The organism is Streptomyces sp. NK08204 (assembly GCF_020400585.1).
Classification (GTDB): Bacteria; Actinomycetota; Actinomycetes; order Streptomycetales; family Streptomycetaceae; genus Streptomyces.
This window is the reverse complement of the sequence record NZ_JAINVF010000044.1, coordinates 1-18,499: the sequence shown is the minus strand read 5'-3', so window position 1 is coordinate 18,499 and position 18,499 is coordinate 1. Positions and strand designations below refer to the sequence as shown.

Here is an 18,499-nt window from a genome sequence, read left to right as displayed (position 1 = left end):
TCGCCGGCCACGGCATCCCCCATGCCCCCGTCGGCGCCATCTCCCCCATGTCACCCCCCTCAGCACCGTCTCCCCCATGCCCCCTGCGGCACCTTCTCCCCATGCCGCCCCACGAGTCGCCCCTCGCCCTTCACCCGGCCTACTCGGCTGTCTGGGCCCCCTGCGACCGGTGGGCGAACCTGTCCTTGGCGTAGCGGCCCCGGCGTTCCAGGGGTATCTGACCGTGAGCCGCTGCCAGGCCGAAGGGAGGCATGTCGCCGTAGATCGCCTCGTAGGAGCCCTCGGGCACGATGTACGCCTCATGCCACAGGCCGACGCGACTGGCCAGTTTCCCGGCCTTCTCCTTGCGGTTGACCATCGCCCAGGCCTTGTGGTGGAAGGCGTCGGGCGCGGTGGCGTAGGCGTAGAGCTGCTCCTTGGACTGCCAGTACTGGACGACGTAGTACGTCCGCGGTGACGCCGTCAGCAGGACCCGGCTGAGCAGCCCCCGCGTGGAGTCGCTGCGCAGCTCCCGCAGCATGCGGAGCATGGCGAGCATCACCGGCAGCCACAGATGCACCGCCCGGAAGCGGTTGATCCTCATGCCGATCAGCAGGACCACCACGTCGCCCTGCGTGTCCGCGGTCGTACGACCCGGAGTGACCCGGTTTCTGGACATACCTCCCCCATCGGTGAGCGCAGCTATCCAACCGGCGCGTGGTTAGATAGTGCCGTTATCCAAGAAGGGGCGCAAGGGATGCGGCTTGCCGAGTTGAGCAGACGCAGCGGCGTGTCGACCGCGACGATCAAGTACTACCTGCGCGAAGGGCTGTTGGCCCCGGGCCGCCAGGTCAACACGACGACCGCGGAGTACGACGAGGAGCACCTGCGCCGGCTGCGCCTCGTACGCGCGATGATCCAGGTCGGCCGGCTCCCGGTGGCGACGGTCCGCGAGGTGCTGGGGCACATCGACGACGACTCGCTGGGCCGCACGATCCGCATGGGGGCGGCCCTGTGGGCGCTGCCGCAGGTGCCTGAGCCGGACGAGGACGACGCGTACGTCCAGGGCGCGCACCGTGAGGTGGGCGAGCTGCTGGAGGCGCTGGGCTGGACGAACGCCAAGCTGCTCGTCAGCATCTCCCCGGCGTACCGGTCACTGGTCGTGTCGGTGGCCGCGTTCCGTCGGCTCGGCTACAACTGGCCGGCCGAACGGCTCGTGTCCTATGCCCAGTTGATGCACCAGGCGGCGGTCCTGGACCTGGACTTCGTGGAGACGCACCCGTCTGAGGCGGAGAAGGTGGAGACCGCGGTGCTCGGCGCGGTCCTCGCCGAGCCACTGCTGCAGGCCCTGCACAGGCTGGCACAGGAGGAGGAGTCGGCTCGGCGGTACGGCTTCGAATGACGCCGGGCAGGTGCCCTCGCGCACGACGAAGGCCCCCCACCGAAGTGGAGGGCCTTCCCTGTACGTACCCCCGACCGGATTCGAACCGGCGCTACCGCCTTGAGAGGGCGGCGTGCTAGGCCGCTACACAACGGGGGCATGGACTCTGCGTTTCCGCAGGTCCGAGCTGGTCTACCTGGACTCGAACCAAGACTAACTGAACCAGAATCAGTCGTGCTGCCAATTACACCATAGACCAATGATGGTTTAGACCAGTCAGTACCCCCGACCGGATTCGAACCGGCGCTACCGCCTTGAGAGGGCGGCGTGCTAGGCCGCTACACAACGGGGGCCCTAGCGATCCCGAGAACATCGAGATCAGTACCCCCGACCGGATTCGAACCGGCGCTACTGCCTTGAGAGGGCAGCGTGCTAGGCCGCTACACAACGGGGGCTTTGCAGATAAGCTCTGCGAGCTGGCCTACCTGGACTCGAACCAAGACTAACTGAACCAGAATCAGTCGTGCTGCCAATTACACCATAGGCCACTGGAACTCAAGCCCCTGCGGGGTTCTCGTTCTAGCTTGCTCCTCGGGGTTCCGGCCTTTCGGCCCGTTCCCCTCGGCGCAGGAAGAACATTACCCGAAGGTGGACGGGGCTCCAAAACGGGTATCCGCACGGACGAGCGCAGGGAGTTCGGCGAGGGTCGAGATCCGGTGCGCCGCGACCTCTCCGCCGGCCCGCGCATACGCCGCTCCGCGGTCGATCCACACCGACAGCAGACCCGCGTCGGCGGCACCCCGGCCGTCGATCTCCGGGTGGTCACCGACGTACGCCACCTCGTGCGGGGCCAGCCCGAGCGCCTCGCAGACCGCCAGGAAGGCGCCTGCCGCCGGCTTGGAGACGCCCAGCTCGGCCGCGCACAGGACGGTCTCGAAGCGTTCCCGGACACCGAGGGCGCGCAGCTTGCCGTCCTGGACGGTGACGCTGGAGTTGGAGAGCACCGCGTGCCGGTGGCTGGCGGCGAGGGCGTCCAGCGCGGGCAGGACGTCCGGGAACAGTCGCCACGCAGCCTGGTAGTGGCGCAGGTACCGCTCGTACCAGGCGTCCGCCTCCGCGTCGCTCAGCGGCTCGCCCAGGAAGTACCGGACGCGGTCGCGCCGCTGCCCCTCGAACGTGTTCTCCCCGGCCGCGTACCGCGCCCAGTGCTGTTCGGTGACCTCCCGCCACCAGGCGAGGGCCTCCTCGGCCCCGCCGTACCAGGCGAGCAGCCCCTGCTCCGCCAGGTACCCGCACAGCCCCTCGCGGTCCGCGCTCGTGTAGTCGAAGAGGGTGTCGTCCACGTCCCAGACCACGGCTCTGATCGTCATGACAGCGACGGTAGTGCCCGCGCGAACGGGGGGAAGGCCGGTCACCGGAACGGAGACAGCATCGAACGCGATGTCGTGAGCACCGCCATCGGTGCGGCTCGATGCAGACAGACGCGTACAGACGCAGACAGGTGCAGACAGGTGCAGCCCGATACAGCCGATGCACGTCGATGCACGTCGATGCACGTCGATGCAGTTCGGCGCGGAGTGAGCAAACACACAAGGGCGGCACCCGGAGCTTCCGGATGCCGCCCGTGCGGGGTGTCTTGGGTCTTCGCCGCGAGGTGCTTACGCCGCGAGCTTCGCCAGGGCCGCGTCGATGCGGGCCAGCGTCTTGTCCTTGCCCAGGATCTCCAGCGACTCGAAGAGGGGCAGGCCGACGGTGCGGCCGGTGACGGCCACGCGGACCGGGGCCTGGGCCTTGCCGAGCTTGAGGCCGTGGGCCTCGCCGGCGGCCAGCACGGCCTCCTTCAACGACTCCGCCGAGGCCCAGTCGGCCGCCTCCAGCTTCTCCTTCGCCGTGCGCAGCAGCGCGTCGCTGCCCTCCTTCATCGCCTTCGTCCAGCTCGCCTCGTCGAAGACCGGCTCGGACAGGAAGAGGAAGTCGACGTTGTCCGTGATCTCAGACAGGACCTTGAGGCGGGTCTGCGCATGCGGGGCGATCGCCTGCCACCGGGCCTCGTCGAAGTCCTCCGGGGCCCAGGGGGCGGACGGGGCCTTCAGCCACGGGCGGCAGCGCTCGGTGAACTCCTTCACATCCAGCATGCGGATGTGGTCGGCGTTGATCGCCTCGCACTTCTTGAGGTCGAAGCGGGCCGGGTTCGGGTTCACATCGGAGATGTCGAAGGCCGCGACCATCTCCTCGATCGTGAAGATGTCCTTGTCCGCCGAGAGCGACCAGCCCAGGAGGGACAGGTAGTTGAGCAGGCCCTCGGGCAGGAAGCCCTGCTCGCGGTACAGGTTCAGACTCGCCTGCGGGTCGCGCTTGGAGAGCTTCTTGTTGCCCTCGCCCATGACGTACGGCAGGTGGCCGAACTGCGGGATCTGCTTGGCGATGCCCAGCTCGATCAGCGCCTTGTACAGGGCGATCTGGCGCGGGGTGGAGGAGAGCAGGTCCTCGCCGCGCAGCACGTGGGTGATCTCCATCAGAGCGTCGTCGACCGGGTTGACCAGCGTGTACAGCGGGGCGCCGTTCGCGCGGACGATCCCGTAGTCCGGGACGTTCTCCGGGGTGAACGTCAGCTCGCCGCGGACCAGGTCGGTGAAGGTGATCGTCTCGTCGGGCATCCGGAAGCGGACGATCGGCGTGCGGCCCTGGGCCTTGTACTCCTCGACCTGCTCGGCGCTCAGGTCGCGGCAGTGGCCGTCGTAGCCGGACGGACGGCCGGCCGCGCGGGCGGCCTCGCGGCGGGTGTCCAGCTCCTCCTGGGAGCAGTAGCAGTGGTAGGCGTGGCCGCCGTCGAGCAGCTTGCGGGCGACGTCGGCGTAGAGGTCCATGCGCTGCGACTGACGGTACGGCGCGTGCGGGCCGCCGACCTCGGGGCCCTCGTCCCAGTCGAAGCCGAGCCAGCGCATCGCGTCGAGCAGCTGCTGGTACGACTCCTCCGAGTCGCGGGCCGCGTCGGTGTCCTCGATGCGGAAGACCAGGGTGCCCTGGTGGTGCCGGGCGAACGCCCAGTTGAACAGGGCGGTGCGGACCAGGCCCACGTGGGGGTTACCGGTGGGCGAGGGGCAGAAGCGGACGCGTACGGGGGATGTGGGTGCCCCCTGCTCGAGCGAAGCCGAGAGCTTGGGGGAGGGTGCGCTAGCCACGCTTGACAACCTTGTTGGTGAGAGTGCCGATGCCTTCGATGGTGACGGCGACCTCGTCGCCGACGTTGAGGGGGCCGACCCCCGAGGGGGTGCCGGTGAGGATCACATCGCCCGGGAGCAGGGTCATCGCCTGGGAGATGTTGACGATCAGGTCCTCGATGGGGTGGATCATCTCGCTCGTACGGCCCAGCTGGCGCTGTTCGCCGTTGACCGTGAGCTGGATGGTCAGGTCGGACGCCTCGGCCAGGGTCAGGTCCGTCTCCACCCAGGGGCCGAGCGGGCAGGAGGTGTCGAAGCCCTTGGCGCGCGCCCACTGCTTCTCGCGCTTCTGCACGTCGCGGGCGGTGATGTCGTTCGCGCAGGTGTAACCGAAGATCACGTCCTTGACACGCTCGCGCGGGACCTCGCGGCACATGCGCCCGATGACCACGGCCAGCTCCGCCTCGTGGTGCAGTTCCTCGGAGAACGGCGGGTACTGGATCTCGTCGCCGGGGCCGATCACCGAGGTGGAGGGCTTGAAGAAGGCGAAGGGCTCGTCCGGCACCTCGTTGCCCAGCTCACGGGCGTGCTCGGAGTAGTTGCGGCCGAACGCCACGACCTTGTTCGGGAGCACCGGCGGGAGCAGCCTGACCTTGCTCAGCGGCACCTTCGTACCGGACAGTTCGTAGTCCGCGAACGGGATGCCCTTGATGATGTCGAGGACGAGTTCGTCCTGCTTGTCGCCCTCGACCGCGCCGAAGGCTACGTTCCCGTCGATGGAGAACCTGGCGATGCGCACGGGATCCTTGCGCCCCTTACTGAGAACCGGCGTACTGACGCCCCAGGTTAACCGGTCGCAAAGGCTAAAGCGCGGTGAGTAAACGCGAGCGCGGCCGGGAGGACCACCGCGAATGGTGATCGTCCCGGCCGCGCTCGCCGCGTGCGCGGCCCGCTTCGGTTACTCTCCGGCCCGGCTCTGCACCGGGATGTCCATGAGGACGGTGCGCCTCGGGTTGGCCGTCTGCGCCGGGAGGTCGGCGGAGTGCTCCGGCAGCTCGGGCGACTGCAGCTCCCCGGCGTCCGTGAGGTGCGCCAGAGTCGTGCGCCGCGGGTTGGCTATCGTGCGGAACATCATCGTCGTCTTCACCGTTGTCGTCCTGTGCCCTCGGGGTCGGGGTGGGTTGGCAGAGTCGCCCGTGCTGTAAAGCGCCAGGCTAAACATCCGATTCCCCGCCGAAGACGCCAACTGCCCGTGATCAGCGTGTGAGTTTGCTCACGACCTCACGGTCAAACCGGTCAATTCCGGCCCGCAATCGACCCTGACGAAACGGACATTGACTCACTGAAGGCACCATTCCGCTCCTGATCATGGCGACTGGGACACCCGATGCCGCGCAGCGATTAGGGGAGGTATGTCCTTTATGAACAGGATCGGCTCCCACGGTCCGTAATCCATGCCTCACAGATCGTCACAGAAGTCACGGCTCGGACCACGGGCCTTGTTGGAGATCCGGCACTGTGCTGGAATTCCACGGACCGCCGCAGGATCGAGCCGGCGCGCAGGGGGCGCATACAGCGCCGAGTGGCGGCGAGATTGGGGGAAACCAGCGCCGGTCACTCCAGACCACCGGGGGGCGTATTCAGGGCGCTCTCCACGACGCCGACACCGTGTCCCTTCGTTCACGCGAAGGGGTGCCTGGTCCAGAGGTTGCGACGCTAGTGCAGGGACGTTTCAAGAGGGATGGCAGCTCTTCGGCTGAGCCGGAGGCGCACGGCGGGACCGACCGCGGTTCCTCGCCCCAGCACGCCCAGAACCCGGGCCAGGCCCCGGCCCCGTCCGGGGACGGCGGTGAGCACACCGGCGGCCCCGGCGCGCCGGCCTCCTCGGGCACCGCGAAGCCCGGCGGCCCCGCGTCGAGCGTGAAGCCCGCCCAGGGCCCCACCGGCCCCGGCTCGCGCATGGCCCTGCGCAACTGGCGCATCTCCACGCGCCTGGTGTCGCTGCTCGCGCTCCCCGTCGTCGCGGCGACCTCGCTGGGCGCGCTGCGTATCAACCAGAACATGGACGACATCCAGCAGCTCGACAACATGCGGCTGCTGACGGACATGACGAAGCAGGCCACCGAGCTGGCCGCCGCACTCCAGGAAGAGCGTGACCAGTCCGCCGGTCCGCTCTCGCACGGCCTGAAGGCGAACGACTACTCGATCAAGGGCTACCGGGACAAGACCGACCGGGCCAAGCAGAACTTCGAGGACGCCACCGAGCAGATCAACTCGGCCAGCAAGGACGGCCAGCTCCAGGGCGTCCGGGACACGGTCGTGGGTCTGCTCGGCCAGCTGGACACGCTGGCCCAGATCCGCAAGGACGCCTACACGGCCAAGGACAACTCGACACAGACGGTCGAGTCGTACCACCGGCTGATCACCCAGCTGATCGACCTCTCCCAGTCCATGGCCGAGGCGTCCAGCAACCCGCAGATGATCGAGCGCACCCGCGCGCTCGCCGCGTTCTCCACGGCCAAGGAGTACGCGTCGGTGCAGCGCGCCGTCATCGCCGCGGCACTGAACTCCACCAACACCACCAAGGGCAAGCTCTCCGAGAACGACCGCCTTTACGGCTGGTCGGCCTTCCAGAGCGAGGGCTCGGAGCTGGCGATCTTCCGCAAGGTCTACGCCAGCCAGAACGCCGAGGAAACCCTCAAGCCGATCGAGCAGGGCAACCCGACGATCCAGTCGGCCGACACCTACGCCAAGCGCTCCCTGTCCAGCTCCGGCGGCCTCGCCGACGAGCCCGCGCGTTCGTACCGCGACTGGGTGGACGACAGCTCGACCAAGATCGAGCAGATGAAGAAGATCGAGCACACCCTGCTCGAGGACATGGAGCAGAAGGCCCGCGAGCTGCGCAGCGCCTCCGAGCGCGACGCGATCATCTCCGGTGCCCTGATCCTGCTCGTGCTCGGCATCTCGCTCGTCGGCGCGTTCGTCGTGGCCCGCTCCATGATCCGCTCGCTGCGCCGCCTCCAGGAGACCGCGACGAAGGTCGCCCAGGAGCGACTGCCCGAGCTGGTCAAGCAGCTGTCGGAGTCGGACCCGCAGGACGTCGACGCCTCCGTGGAATCGGTCGGTGTGCACTCCCGGGACGAGATCGGCCAGGTGGCCGCGGCCTTCGACGACGTGCACCGCGAGGCGGTCCGCCTCGCCGCCGAGCAGGCCCTGCTGCGGGGCAACGTCAATGCGATGTTCACCAACCTCTCGCGCCGGTCCCAGGGTCTGATCCAGCGCCAGCTGTCGCTGATCTCCGAACTGGAGTCCCGCGAGGCGGACCCGGACCAGCTGTCCTCGCTGTTCAAGCTGGACCACCTCGCCACCCGTATGCGCCGTAACGGCGAAAACCTGCTGGTTCTCGCCGGTGAGGAGCCGGGCCGCCGCTGGACCCGCCCGGTCCCGCTGGTCGACGTGCTCCGCGCCGCCGCGTCCGAGGTGGAGCAGTACGAGCGGATCGAGCTGGCCTCCGTGCCGACCACCGAGGTCGCCGGCCGGGTCGTCAACGACCTCGTGCACCTGCTCGCAGAGCTGCTGGAGAACGCCACCTCGTTCTCCTCTCCGCAGACCAAGGTGAAGGTCACCGGTCACGCGCTGCCCGACGGCCGTGTGCTGATCGAGATCCACGACACCGGTATCGGTCTGTCCCCCGAGGACCTCGCGGCGATCAACGAGCGGCTCGCCTCGCCGCCCACCGTGGATGTGTCGGTCTCCCGCCGCATGGGTCTGTTCGTGGTCGGTCGTCTGTCGCAGCGCCACGGCATCCGCATCCAGCTGCGCCCGTCCGACTCCGGTGGTACGACCGCGCTGGTCATGCTGCCCGTCGACGTGGCCCAGGGACACAAGAAGCCCACCCCGGGCAAGCCCGGCGCGTCCCTGCCGACCGGCGGTCCCGCCGCCGCGCAGGCCGCCGCCGGTGCCGCCGCGGCCCGCCGCGCGAACGGCGGGGGCGGCCAGGGCTCGGCCCCCGGTGGCCTCCTCGGCGGTGGCCCCTCCGGTGCCGGCCGGCTCGGCGCCGGTCCCGCCGCCCGCGGCCAGGTCGGCGCGGCCCAGGGTCCCCGGGCCGCGCTGCCCGGCGCGGGCCAGGACGGGCGTCCCGGTGCGCCGGGCGGGCCGCGTGGTCCGCAGGCCGGTCCCGGTGCCCAGCAGGGCCGCCCGGTGCCGAGCGGCGCCGGTGCCGGTGCGGGCTTCGGCGGTCAGGCCCCGGCCGCGCCGCAGAACCTTCAGGCCGCGAACCCGGGCGGACCCCAGCAGGACGCCTTCGGCGGGCGTGGCCCGCAGCGCGGCGCCTCCCCCTCCGGCCAGGGCCGTCAGCCTCAGCTGCCGCCGCGCGGCGGTGCACGGGCCGAACTGCCCGGGGGCAACGCTCAGCCGCACACGCCGGACTGGAGCGAGACCGCCCAGTCCCCGGCGCTGCACGCCTCGCTGGACGCCCCCCGTGGCCACGACGAGCAGGACCCTGGGCCCACCGGGCGCATGCCGCGCGTGGACGACCGGCAGGGTCCGGGCTCGACGGCGGAGATGCCGCGGATCGACCCGCAGGGTCCGGCGCCCACGGGCGAGTTCCCGCGCCATGACCTGAACGGCATGGGCGGCTCCCACGCGACGGGCCAGTTCGCCCGTCCGGGTGCAGAAGACCTGCAGAACACGGGCCAGTTCCCGCGCCTCGACGACCCGCAGAACACGGGCCAGTTCCCGCGCCTCGACGACCCGCAGAACACGGGCCAGTTCCAGCGCTTCGACGACCCCCAGGGCACCGGCCAGTTCCAGCGCCCGGAGGACCCGCAGAACACCGGCCAGTACCAGCGCTTCGACGACCCGCAGGGCACCGGCCAGTTCCCGCGCCTCGACGACCCGCAGAACACGGGCCAGTACCAGCGCTCCGACGACCCCCAGGGCACCGGCCAGTTCCAGCGCCCGGAGGACCCGCAGAACACCGGCCAGTACCAGCTCCCGGGCGCGCAGCAGGAGTCCGGCCCGTTCGTCCGCTCCGACGTCTTCGGCACTCCGCCGTCCGCACGACAGGACGGTCCCGCGCAGAACACCGGCCAGTTCGCGGCCCCGCAGGCCTACGACGGCGGGTTCGACGGCGGCTTCGACGGCAGCTCCACCGGGCAGCACGCGCTGCCCGACCGTCAGGGCTTCGCGCAGACCGGCCAGTTCGAGCGGCCCCAGCCGGGCGGCCGGGACGACTTCGGCGCCGTGCGTCCGTCGGCCCCGGCGACCCCGGCGACCCCGCAGCGTGCGGCCCGCCCCGGGCCGGAGGCGCTGCCGCCGGCCGGTGGCCAGGCCGACGGCCGTACCCCGCTGTACGACACGCTGGAGACCAACTGGTTCCACGGCGGCCAGCAGGAACGGCAGCCGGAGCACCGGCCGGAGCCGGCGCCGCAGCAGCCGCAGGCCCCCGCGCCCGCGCCGCAGCACAACGCCGCCGCAGATGCCGGCACCGGTACCGGCAGCTGGCGTACCTCGCCGAACGACGAACTCGTCCGGCAAGCCGAGCGCGTCCGGCAGCCCGCCTCCGGCGGTGTCACCACCTCCGGGCTGCCGCGCCGTGTGCCCCGCGCGAACCTCGTGCCGGGTACGGCTCAGCAGCAGCAGCACCAAGCCGGTCCGCAGGTCTCGCGTGCGCCCGACGACGTACGCGGCCGGCTGACCAACCTCCGTCGGGGCATCGCTCAGGGCCGTCAGGCCGGCAGCGGCCAGACCGGCAGCTTCCCGAGCCCCACTCACCAGCAGGAGCGTTAGTTGAGTCCGATGAGCCAGGCGGCACAGAACCTGAACTGGTTGATCACCAACTTCGTGGACAACACCCCCGGGGTGTCGCACACGGTCGTGGTCTCCGCCGACGGCCTTCTGCTGGCCATGTCCGAAGGCTTCCCGCGAGACCGCGCCGACCAGCTGGCGGCCGTCGCATCCGGTCTGACCTCGCTGACCGCCGGGGCATCCCGGATCTTCGAGGGCGGTAACGTGGCGCAGACGGTCGTCGAGATGGAACGCGGGTTCCTCTTCCTGATGTCCGTCTCCGACGGGTCGTCCCTCGCGGTCCTGGCCCACCCGGAGTGCGACATCGGTCTCGTCGGCTACGAGATGGCACTCCTCGTCGACCGCGCGGGTGCGGTACTCACCCCGGACCTGCGCGCCGAACTCCAGGGCAGCCTGCTCCACTGACCCGCCCCGGCACCACCCACCTCACGAAAACACCGTCCGGCCGCCACAGTCCCCCCACCGGCCCCGTCAAGACGGCACGACTGACCGACTTGCTGTCCCGCCCGGAGGATTCATGACCCCGCCCACCGCCTCTCATGATCCGTACGCAGAGCCGTACGGGGATGAGGGCGACCAGCCGCTGGTGCGTCCATACGCGATGACCGGCGGCCGGACCCGGCCGCGCTACCAGCTCGCCATCGAGGCCCTGATCAGCACCACGGCCGACCCGGCAGCGCTGATGGGCCTGCTCCCGGAGCACCAGCGCATCTGCCACCTGTGCCGCGAGGTCAAATCGGTCGCGGAGGTCTCCGCACTGCTGGCCATGCCGCTCGGCGTGGCCCGGATCCTGGTGGCCGACCTCGCCGAGGCGGGCCTGGTGGCCATTCACCAGCCGGGCGGCGACGAGAACAACGGCGGCGCTCCGGACGTGACGCTGCTCGAAAGGGTGCTCAGTGGACTTCGCAAGCTCTGACGGGGGCCGGGCCACCACCTCCGCAAAGATCGTGGTGGCGGGCGGTTTCGGTGTCGGCAAGACCACGTTCGTGGGTGCCGTCTCGGAGATCAACCCCCTCCGTACGGAGGCCGTGATGACGTCCGCGAGCGCGGGCATCGACGACCTCACCCACACCGGGGACAAGACCACCACCACGGTGGCCATGGACTTCGGCCGTATCACCCTGGACCAGGACCTGATCCTGTACCTGTTCGGTACGCCGGGTCAGGACCGCTTCTGGTTCATGTGGGACGACCTGGTGCGCGGCGCGATCGGCGCGGTGGTGCTCGTGGACACCCGCCGTCTCGCGGACTGTTTCCCGGCCGTGGACTACTTCGAGAACAGCGGGCTGCCGTTCGTCATCGCCCTCAACGGCTTCGACGGCCATCAGCCCTACACCCCCGACGAGGTGCGCGAGGCCCTGCAGATCGGCCCCGACACCCCGATCATCACGACCGACGCGCGGCATCGCGCCGACGCCAAGAGTGCGCTGATCACGCTGGTGGAACACGCCCTGATGGCGCGGCTGAGATAGCGATCAAGTAGGACCCGTGGTACGGCATTTGCCGTTAAACCATTGGGGGGCCGACTGTGGGCTTTGACACGGTCGGCCCTCCTATTCATAACATTTCGGCAGAGGAATCGGGTGGTACCACCACGCGTCGCGGTCGATCAGTGCCGCTGCGCTCACAAACGCCCCGCCTTTTGGCGGGGCTCGCTCTTTATGACCGTTTTATCTGTGACGTACTTTGGCGATGATCAGGGATTTCCACTGTTTGGAAGTGCACTGGTCCACGTGCTGGAATGCCTGAACTGCCCAATGGTCAATGACGTACTGAACGGTCGATGACGAAAAGGGTTCTGAGAGACTGCGGCACAACGTAGGTGCCGACCGCCGAGAGGTTGTTGGTCGAGTGAGGCGAAGCAAGAACGGTCCCGAGCCGTCGGCGCGGGGCAACTTCACCCCGCCGCCGCGCGCTGCGGCGCCCAGCCCTGTGCCCGGTCCGGAGTCCGCGGCCGCCTCCGCACCCCGGGGCGGCCGGTTCTCCATGCGTAACTGGCGGGTACGGGCCCGGCTGAACGCGATCCTGCTCATACCCGTGGCGGTCGGCCTCGTCATGGGCGGCTTCCAGGTGAAGAACTCGATCGACACCTGGCAGGAGGCCCGCGACGCGGAGCACACCGCCCGCCTGGTGCGTGCCGCCCTCACTTACGCCGACGCCCTGGAGACCGAGCGCGACGTCAGCGTGGCGCCCATCCTGAAGAACAAGGACAAGCAGGTCGTCACCGAGGCCCGCCAGCAGACGAACGCGGCTGCCGGCGCCTTCGACCAGGCCGTGAAGAGCATGCCGCACCGCTCCGGCCTGGAACGCCGGCTGAAGCTCTTCCGTGAGGCCGAACCCTTCCTGCAGACGCTGCGAGCAGGCGCCTACACCTCCAAGTTCACCGGTGTGCAGACCGAGGAGGGCTACGTCAAGGTTGTCCACCCGCTGATGGAGTTCGCCAACGAACTCGGTCTCGGCACGGGCAACATCACCTCCTACGGTCGTACCGTCTACGCCATGTCGCTCAGCAAGGCGGCCCTGTCGCTGGAGCGCTCCATCGGCATGCACCTGCTGACCAAGCCCGGCCCGGACGCCCCGAACCTGGCGATCCAGCGGGTCTCGCTGTCCTCGTACGCCTACCTGGAGCGCATCGCGCTGGAGGAGTACGTCGGCGGCGGCACCGAGGCCGACGCGTCGAAGCTGACCGAGGCGCAGTCGAAGATCAAGACCGATGGTGCCACGCTCGCCGCACAGCAGAAACAGCAGGACCCGACGTACGTCCCGCCGCCGTCCAGCCCGACCGGGATGGTCTCGGCGCTGTCCATGCTGAAGGACACCTCTGCGCTCACCCGGCAGGCACTGGCCGCCGACGGTGTCACCGCCGACAACTGGTGGGCGGTCAACACCCTCAAGTACAAGGCGTACCGCCAGATCGAGTCGGACCTGGCCGACAAGGCGGTGAGCGAGGCCTCCGGTATCGCCGACGACGCCAAGAGCTCCGCGATCACCACCGGTGCCGTGGTCGTGATCGCCCTGCTCGCCGCGTTCATCCTGGCCGGTCTGGTGGCCCGCCAGATGAGCCGTTCGATGCGCCAGCTGCGCAACGCCGCCTTCGGCATCGCCGAGCAGCGCCTGCCGATGCTGGTCGACCAGCTCTCGCGCACCGACCCGGGCCGGGTCGACACCCGGGTGGCGCCGATCCCGATCAACTCGACCGACGAGATCGGCGAGGTCGCCCGCGCCTTCGACCAGGTCCACCGCGAGGCGGTCCGGCTCGCCTCCGAGCAGGCCCTGCTGCGGGGCAACATCAACGCGATCTTCACCAACCTCTCGCGCCGCAACCAGTCGCTGATCGAGGGCCAGCTGACCCTGATCACCGACCTGGAGAACAACGAGGCCGACCCGGACCAGCTGGAGAACCTGTTCAAGCTGGACCACCTGGCCACCCGTATGCGCCGCAACGGCGAGAACCTCCTGGTCCTCGCCGGCGAGGAGCCGGGTCGCCGCTGGGACCAGCCGGTCCCGCTCGTCGACGTCCTGCGCGCTGCCTCCTCCGAGGTGGAGCAGTACGAGCGCATCGAGCTGTCCGGCGTTCCGGAGGCCGAGATCCACGGCCGCGCGGTCACCGACCTCGTGCACCTTCTGGCCGAGCTGCTGGAGAACGCCACGACGTTCTCCTCCCCGCAGACCAAGGTCCGCGTGACCGCGACCCGTCTCCCCGACGGCCGGATCATGATCGAGATCCACGACAAGGGCATCGGCCTGACCGCCGAGGACTTCGCGGACATCAACCACAAGCTGGCCAACCCGCCGACGGTGGACGCCGCGATCTCGCAGCGCATGGGCCTGTTCGTGGTCGGCCGGCTGTCCGACCGGCACGGCATCCGCGTCCAGCTGCGCCCCTCGGGCGAGCAGGCCGGTACGACCTCCCTGGTCATGCTTCCGGACGTCATCACCCACGGCGGTGGGGGCGAGGCTCCGCTGGAGCGCGAGGAGTTCACGGTCTCCCAGATCATCCCGGAGCAGCAGTTCCAGGGTGAGAGCTTCCACCAGCAGGAGCCGGTGCGCACCGCCGCCGAACTCGGCTTCGACGACAGCCGGTACGTGGAGGTCCCCGACGACATCCGTGAGCTGGACCCTGTCGGCCGCTCCCTGATGCGCGAAGAGCGCAGGGCGACCCTGGAGGCCCAGACGCACGGCCAGCCCGCCGCCGAGCCGCAGCAGCAGGAGGCGGAGCCGGACGGCTACGCCGACCCGCTCTTGGACGGGCAGCAGGCGTACCAGGAGCAGCAGCAGGCCTACCAGCAGCAGTCGTACGACGGGACCGCCTACCAGGAGCCCGGGTACGAGGAGCAGCAGCACGCCTCGTACGAGGAGACGTTCCAGGAGCCGTACGACGAGCAGCAGTACTACGCCCCGAACGGCGCACTGCGGGGCGACGACGGTTTCCCGTCCGGCGGCGGCTACCCCGAGCCTGCCTTCGCGGAGCCTGTCCAGGAGCAGCCGCGCGAGGACGACTGGCCGCAGCAGGAGGGCTACCAGAACGGATATCCGTCCCAGTACGCTCCGGAAACGGAGTCGTTGCAGGCCGGTGACGCGACTGAGGGAAACCGCGTAGGCTTCGACCGTCCGGAACCGGCCTTCCCCGCCGGCCACGAGCTGACCGATGCCGGGCTGCCCCGTCGCGGATCCGTGGCGAGCGGCTCCAGCGGCTCGAACGACGCGGCACGTGTGCAGGCAGCGGCGTCGGCCCCCGTACCGGGCGAAGACGGCGACGGCGACGGCGATGGCGGCTGGCGTTCGACGAACGACGAGCGCTGGGAGCAGGCCGCCCAGCTCCGGAAGCCGAAGGCAGGCGGGGTCACCGCTTCCGGCCTGCCGCGGCGTGTGCCCAAGGCCAACCTGGTCGAAGGCGCCGCCGAGACCACCCCCCAGGGAGGCCCACAGGTCTCCCGCGCCCCGGAGGACATCCGGGGCAGGCTGAGCAACCTGCGCCGGGGCGTCCAGCGAGGACGCAGCGCAGGCAGTGAAACGAACGGCCAGGCCACTACCAATCACCACAGTGGTCCTGACAGCACCTACAACCAGGAGCGTTAGTGTGAGCCCGATGAGCCAGGCGGCACAGAACCTGAACTGGTTGATCACCAACTTCGTGGACAACACCCCGGGGGTGTCCCACACGGTGGTGGTCTCCGCCGACGGACTCCTTCTGGCGATGTCCGAAGGCTTCCCTCGTGACCGCGCCGACCAGCTCGCGGCCGTCGCCTCCGGGCTGACGTCTCTGACGGCAGGCGCCTCCCGTATCTTCGAGGGCGGCAGTGTGAACCAGACGGTCGTGGAGATGGAGCGGGGATTCCTCTTCATCATGTCCATCTCCGACGGTTCGTCACTGGCCGTGCTGGCCCACCCGGAAGCGGACATTGGCCTCATCGGGTACGAGATGGCCCTGCTGGTGGACCGCGCGGGCACGGTCCTCACCCCTGATCTCCGTGCGGAGCTCCAGGGAAGCCTTCTCAACTGACAGACCTACGGTGCGTATTCGCGTCCCGGGGCCGTAAGGTTTCGGGACGCGGTTACTCAGCGATGGATGCCCGGCACAGTCGGAGGAGGAAGAAGTGGCAACACCCCCAAGCGGTTCGTCTGCGGGCAACTGGCCCTACGGCCCTGCCCAGGGCTGGGACAACGGCCCGGCGAACCCGTACGACTTCCCCTCCGCCCCGGGTCACCGGCAGCCGTACGCCCCGCAGGGCCCTGGCCCTTCGCCGTACAACCAGCCGCCGGCGCCGCGCATCCAGCCCGTGCAGCCGCAGCGCCACCCCGAGCCGGCGCCCGCGCCTGCCGCGAACAACCCCCTGGTGCGTCCGTACGCCATGACCGGCGGCCGGACCCGCCCGCGCTACCAGCTCGCCATTGAGGCGCTGGTTCACACCACTGCCGCTCCGCACCAGATGCAGGGCCAGCTGCCCGAGCATCAGCGGATCTGCAATCTGTGCCGGGAGATCAAGTCGGTGGCCGAGATCTCGGCCCTGCTGACGATCCCCCTCGGCGTGGCCAGGATTCTCGTCGCCGACTTGGCGGAGGCGGGCCTGGTCGCCATCCATCAGCCCGGCGGCGACGAGAACGCCGGTGGCCAGCCAGACGTGACACTGCTCGAAAGGGTGCTCAGTGGACTTCGCAAGCTCTAGCGGCGGTCCTTCCCGCTCCACCACCTCAGCGAAGATCGTGGTGGCGGGCGGCTTCGGCGTGGGCAAAACCACGTTCGTCGGCGCCGTCTCGGAGATCAACCCGCTGCGCACAGAAGCCGTCATGACCTCCGCGAGCGCGGGCATCGACGACCTCACCCACACCGGGGACAAGACCACCACCACGGTGGCCATGGACTTCGGCCGTATCACCCTGGACCAGGACCTGATCCTGTACCTGTTCGGCACTCCCGGTCAGGACCGCTTCTGGTTCATGTGGGACGACCTGGTGCGCGGCGCGATCGGCGCGGTGGTCCTGGTGGACACCCGCCGCCTGGCCGACTGCTTCCCCGCGGTCGACTACTTCGAGAACAGCGGGTTGCCGTTCGTCATCGCCCTCAACGGCTTCGACGGCAACCAGCCCTACACCCCCGACGAGGTGCGCGAGGCCCTGCAGATCGGCCCCGACACCCCGATCATCACGACCGACGCCCGCCACCGCGCGGACGCCAAGTCGACGCTGATCACGCTGGTGGAACACGCCCTGATGGCCCGCCTGCGTTAGGAAGCGCCCGCAGTCGCGACAACGGCCCCTGACACCCCGCCGGGTTCAGGGGCCCAGCCGTGTGTCAGCGCCCGCGGTACGGCAGGGACCGCACATGGCCGCTGAGGTCTTTCGTCGTCGGTGCCGAGCAGGGATGACAGATGTCAAAGATGTGCCGCGGCCGACGGGCCCGGTGAGCAGCGCGGCTGCCCCCGTGAAAGGGGCGTGCCTCCCAAGCCGGCGCGTCACCGGTGACCCACCACGCCAAGACCCCGCCCTCCCGGAGGAGAAGCGGGGCCAGGTCACGCGGGGGAACTCAGTGCCAGCTGTGCGGCGCCCGGAAACCGGGCTCCCGCTCCAGACGGCGCCAGCCGGCCCTCGGACGGCCCCGGTGGTTCTCGACCGCGGGACGGCCGACTGAGCAGCGGCGCATCGTCGAGCACGGTGGCGGTGCGGTCCGCGGCCTTGGCACGGCAGACGATGCCGCGACCGACGGGCCCGGTGAGCAGCGCGGCTGCCCCCGTGAAAGGGGCGTGCCTCCCAAGCCGAGCGCGTCACCGGTGACCCACCACGCCAAGACCCCGCTCTCCCGGAGGAGAAGCGGGGCCAGGTCACGCGGGGTAATTCAGTGCCAGCTGTGCGGCGCCCGGAAACCGGGCTCCCGCTCCAGACGGCGCCAGCCGGCCCTCGGACGGCCCCGGTGGTTCTCGTCTGCCGGGACGGCCGACTGAGCAGCGGCGCGGGCCAGGAGGACGGCCGTGATGGCGGCGACCTCCTCGGGCCCGGCGTGGCCCTTCTCGACGCGAATGTCAGGCGTGTTCATGGGTGTCAGTCTCCGTGAGAGAGAGGTCCGCGGGGTTGCCGCGAAGGATCCGCTGGGTTACTGCGGGGGGTTGCCGTGCTTGCGGGAGGGCAGGTCGGCGTGCTTGGTGTGCAGCATGGCCAGGGACTTGACGAGCACCTCGCGGGTCTCGGCGGGGGCGATCACGTCGTCCACGAGGCCGCGCTCGGCCGCGTAGTACGGGTGCATCAGCTCGGCCTTGTACTCCTTGACCATCTTCTGGCGCATGGCTTCGGGGTCCTCGGCGTCGGCGATCTGCCGGCGGAAGATGACGTTCGCGGCGCCCTCCGCGCCCATCACGGCGATCTCGTTCGTCGGCCAGGCGTAGGTCAGGTCGGCGCCGATCGACTGGGAGTCCATGACGATGTAGGCACCTCCGTACGCCTTGCGCAGGATCAGTGAAATCCTCGGCACGGTCGCGTTGCAGTAGGCGTACAGCAGCTTCGCGCCGTGACGGATGATTCCGCCGTGCTCCTGGTCGACACCGGGGAGGAACCCGGGGACGTCCAGGAAGGTGACGATCGGGATATTGAAAGCGTCACACATCTGGACAAAGCGCGCAGCTTTTTCGCTCGCCTCGATGTCCAGTACGCCCGCCAGGACCTGGGGCTGGTTGGCGAT

At 69.6% G+C, this 18,499-nt stretch carries 17 protein-coding genes and 5 tRNA genes; 9 read left to right on the top strand and 13 right to left on the bottom strand.

The window, feature by feature from the left end:
• Positions 1 to 139: 139 nt before the first annotated feature.
• Positions 140 to 658: a DUF4188 domain-containing protein gene (locus K7G59_RS33860; RefSeq protein ID WP_225840519.1), complete on the bottom strand. Its 519-nt coding sequence runs from the start codon at positions 656 to 658 to the stop codon at positions 140 to 142.
• A gap of 78 nt (positions 659 to 736) precedes the next feature.
• Between K7G59_RS33860 and K7G59_RS33855 the strand changes: the two genes are divergently transcribed.
• On the top strand, positions 737 to 1,381 hold the full coding sequence (locus K7G59_RS33855; protein ID WP_225840518.1) for a MerR family transcriptional regulator: 645 nt from the start codon (positions 737 to 739) through the stop codon (positions 1,379 to 1,381).
• A gap of 65 nt (positions 1,382 to 1,446) precedes the next feature.
• On the opposite strand, the gene K7G59_RS33850 is transcribed toward K7G59_RS33855, so the two are convergent.
• The 9 genes from K7G59_RS33850 to K7G59_RS33810 form a co-directional block, all read right to left on the bottom strand.
• Positions 1,447 to 1,519 (bottom strand) — tRNA-Glu (locus tag K7G59_RS33850).
• A 28-nt stretch (positions 1,520 to 1,547) separates the two neighbouring features.
• Positions 1,548 to 1,619: transfer RNA gene (locus tag K7G59_RS33845), tRNA-Gln, on the bottom strand.
• Between the two features lie 21 nt (positions 1,620 to 1,640).
• A tRNA-Glu gene (locus K7G59_RS33840) sits at positions 1,641 to 1,713 on the bottom strand.
• A 29-nt stretch (positions 1,714 to 1,742) separates the two neighbouring features.
• A tRNA-Glu gene (locus K7G59_RS33835) sits at positions 1,743 to 1,815 on the bottom strand.
• A gap of 21 nt (positions 1,816 to 1,836) precedes the next feature.
• Positions 1,837 to 1,908, bottom strand: a tRNA-Gln gene (locus tag K7G59_RS33830).
• A gap of 90 nt (positions 1,909 to 1,998) precedes the next feature.
• Complete coding sequence (locus K7G59_RS33825) at positions 1,999 to 2,730, bottom strand: HAD family hydrolase (protein WP_225840517.1); 732 nt, start codon at positions 2,728 to 2,730, stop codon at positions 1,999 to 2,001.
• A 288-nt stretch (positions 2,731 to 3,018) separates the two neighbouring features.
• Positions 3,019 to 4,542: a glutamate--tRNA ligase gene (gene gltX, locus K7G59_RS33820; RefSeq protein ID WP_225840516.1), complete on the bottom strand. Its 1,524-nt coding sequence runs from the start codon at positions 4,540 to 4,542 to the stop codon at positions 3,019 to 3,021.
• Positions 4,535 to 5,320, bottom strand: a complete 786-nt coding sequence (locus K7G59_RS33815) for a fumarylacetoacetate hydrolase family protein (RefSeq protein WP_225840515.1) — start codon at positions 5,318 to 5,320, stop codon at positions 4,535 to 4,537. The genes gltX and K7G59_RS33815 overlap by 8 nt, the downstream gene beginning before the upstream one ends.
• Before the next feature lie 159 nt (positions 5,321 to 5,479).
• Positions 5,480 to 5,668: a hypothetical protein gene (locus tag K7G59_RS33810; protein WP_225840514.1), complete on the bottom strand. Its 189-nt coding sequence runs from the start codon at positions 5,666 to 5,668 to the stop codon at positions 5,480 to 5,482.
• Positions 5,669 to 6,240: 572 nt separating this feature from the next.
• Here K7G59_RS33810 and K7G59_RS33805 point away from each other — a divergent pair.
• From K7G59_RS33805 to K7G59_RS33770, 8 genes are all read left to right on the top strand, one after another.
• The gene (locus K7G59_RS33805) at positions 6,241 to 10,311 is read left to right on the top strand and encodes a nitrate- and nitrite sensing domain-containing protein (protein WP_225840513.1); all 4,071 of its coding nucleotides are present in this window, start codon (positions 6,241 to 6,243) and stop codon (positions 10,309 to 10,311) included.
• A 9-nt stretch (positions 10,312 to 10,320) separates the two neighbouring features.
• Positions 10,321 to 10,734, top strand: a complete 414-nt coding sequence (locus tag K7G59_RS33800; RefSeq protein WP_003973453.1) for a roadblock/LC7 domain-containing protein — start codon at positions 10,321 to 10,323, stop codon at positions 10,732 to 10,734.
• A gap of 112 nt (positions 10,735 to 10,846) precedes the next feature.
• Positions 10,847 to 11,245, top strand: coding sequence for a DUF742 domain-containing protein (locus tag K7G59_RS33795; protein ID WP_019058642.1), 399 nt, complete (start codon positions 10,847 to 10,849; stop codon positions 11,243 to 11,245).
• On the top strand, positions 11,226 to 11,801 hold the full coding sequence (locus K7G59_RS33790) for an ATP/GTP-binding protein (protein WP_054219273.1): 576 nt from the start codon (positions 11,226 to 11,228) through the stop codon (positions 11,799 to 11,801). The genes K7G59_RS33795 and K7G59_RS33790 overlap by 20 nt, the downstream gene beginning before the upstream one ends.
• Positions 11,802 to 12,180: 379 nt before the next feature.
• Complete coding sequence (locus K7G59_RS33785; RefSeq protein WP_225840512.1) at positions 12,181 to 15,408, top strand: nitrate- and nitrite sensing domain-containing protein; 3,228 nt, start codon at positions 12,181 to 12,183, stop codon at positions 15,406 to 15,408.
• 10 nt (positions 15,409 to 15,418) lie between these two features.
• Positions 15,419 to 15,832, top strand: coding sequence for a roadblock/LC7 domain-containing protein (locus K7G59_RS33780; RefSeq protein WP_004983065.1), 414 nt, complete (start codon positions 15,419 to 15,421; stop codon positions 15,830 to 15,832).
• Between the two features lie 94 nt (positions 15,833 to 15,926).
• Complete coding sequence (locus tag K7G59_RS33775; protein WP_225840511.1) at positions 15,927 to 16,496, top strand: DUF742 domain-containing protein; 570 nt, start codon at positions 15,927 to 15,929, stop codon at positions 16,494 to 16,496.
• Complete coding sequence (locus tag K7G59_RS33770; protein WP_166002463.1) at positions 16,477 to 17,058, top strand: ATP/GTP-binding protein; 582 nt, start codon at positions 16,477 to 16,479, stop codon at positions 17,056 to 17,058. Before K7G59_RS33775 ends, K7G59_RS33770 begins: the two co-directional genes overlap by 20 nt.
• A 295-nt stretch (positions 17,059 to 17,353) precedes the next feature.
• On the opposite strand, the gene K7G59_RS35495 is transcribed toward K7G59_RS33770, so the two are convergent.
• The 3 genes from K7G59_RS35495 to K7G59_RS33755 form a co-directional block, all read right to left on the bottom strand.
• A complete protein-coding gene (locus K7G59_RS35495) occupies positions 17,354 to 17,581 on the bottom strand; it encodes an acyl-CoA carboxylase subunit epsilon (RefSeq protein ID WP_374114324.1) in 228 nt (75 codons plus the stop codon).
• Positions 17,582 to 17,662: 81 nt separating this feature from the next.
• The gene (locus K7G59_RS33760) at positions 17,663 to 17,860 is read right to left on the bottom strand and encodes an acyl-CoA carboxylase subunit epsilon (protein WP_225840510.1); all 198 of its coding nucleotides are present in this window, start codon (positions 17,858 to 17,860) and stop codon (positions 17,663 to 17,665) included.
• 57 nt (positions 17,861 to 17,917) lie between these two features.
• Positions 17,918 to 18,499, bottom strand: a 582-nt coding sequence (locus tag K7G59_RS33755) for a carboxyl transferase domain-containing protein (RefSeq protein ID WP_308295125.1), incomplete at its 5' end; no start/stop codon positions are given.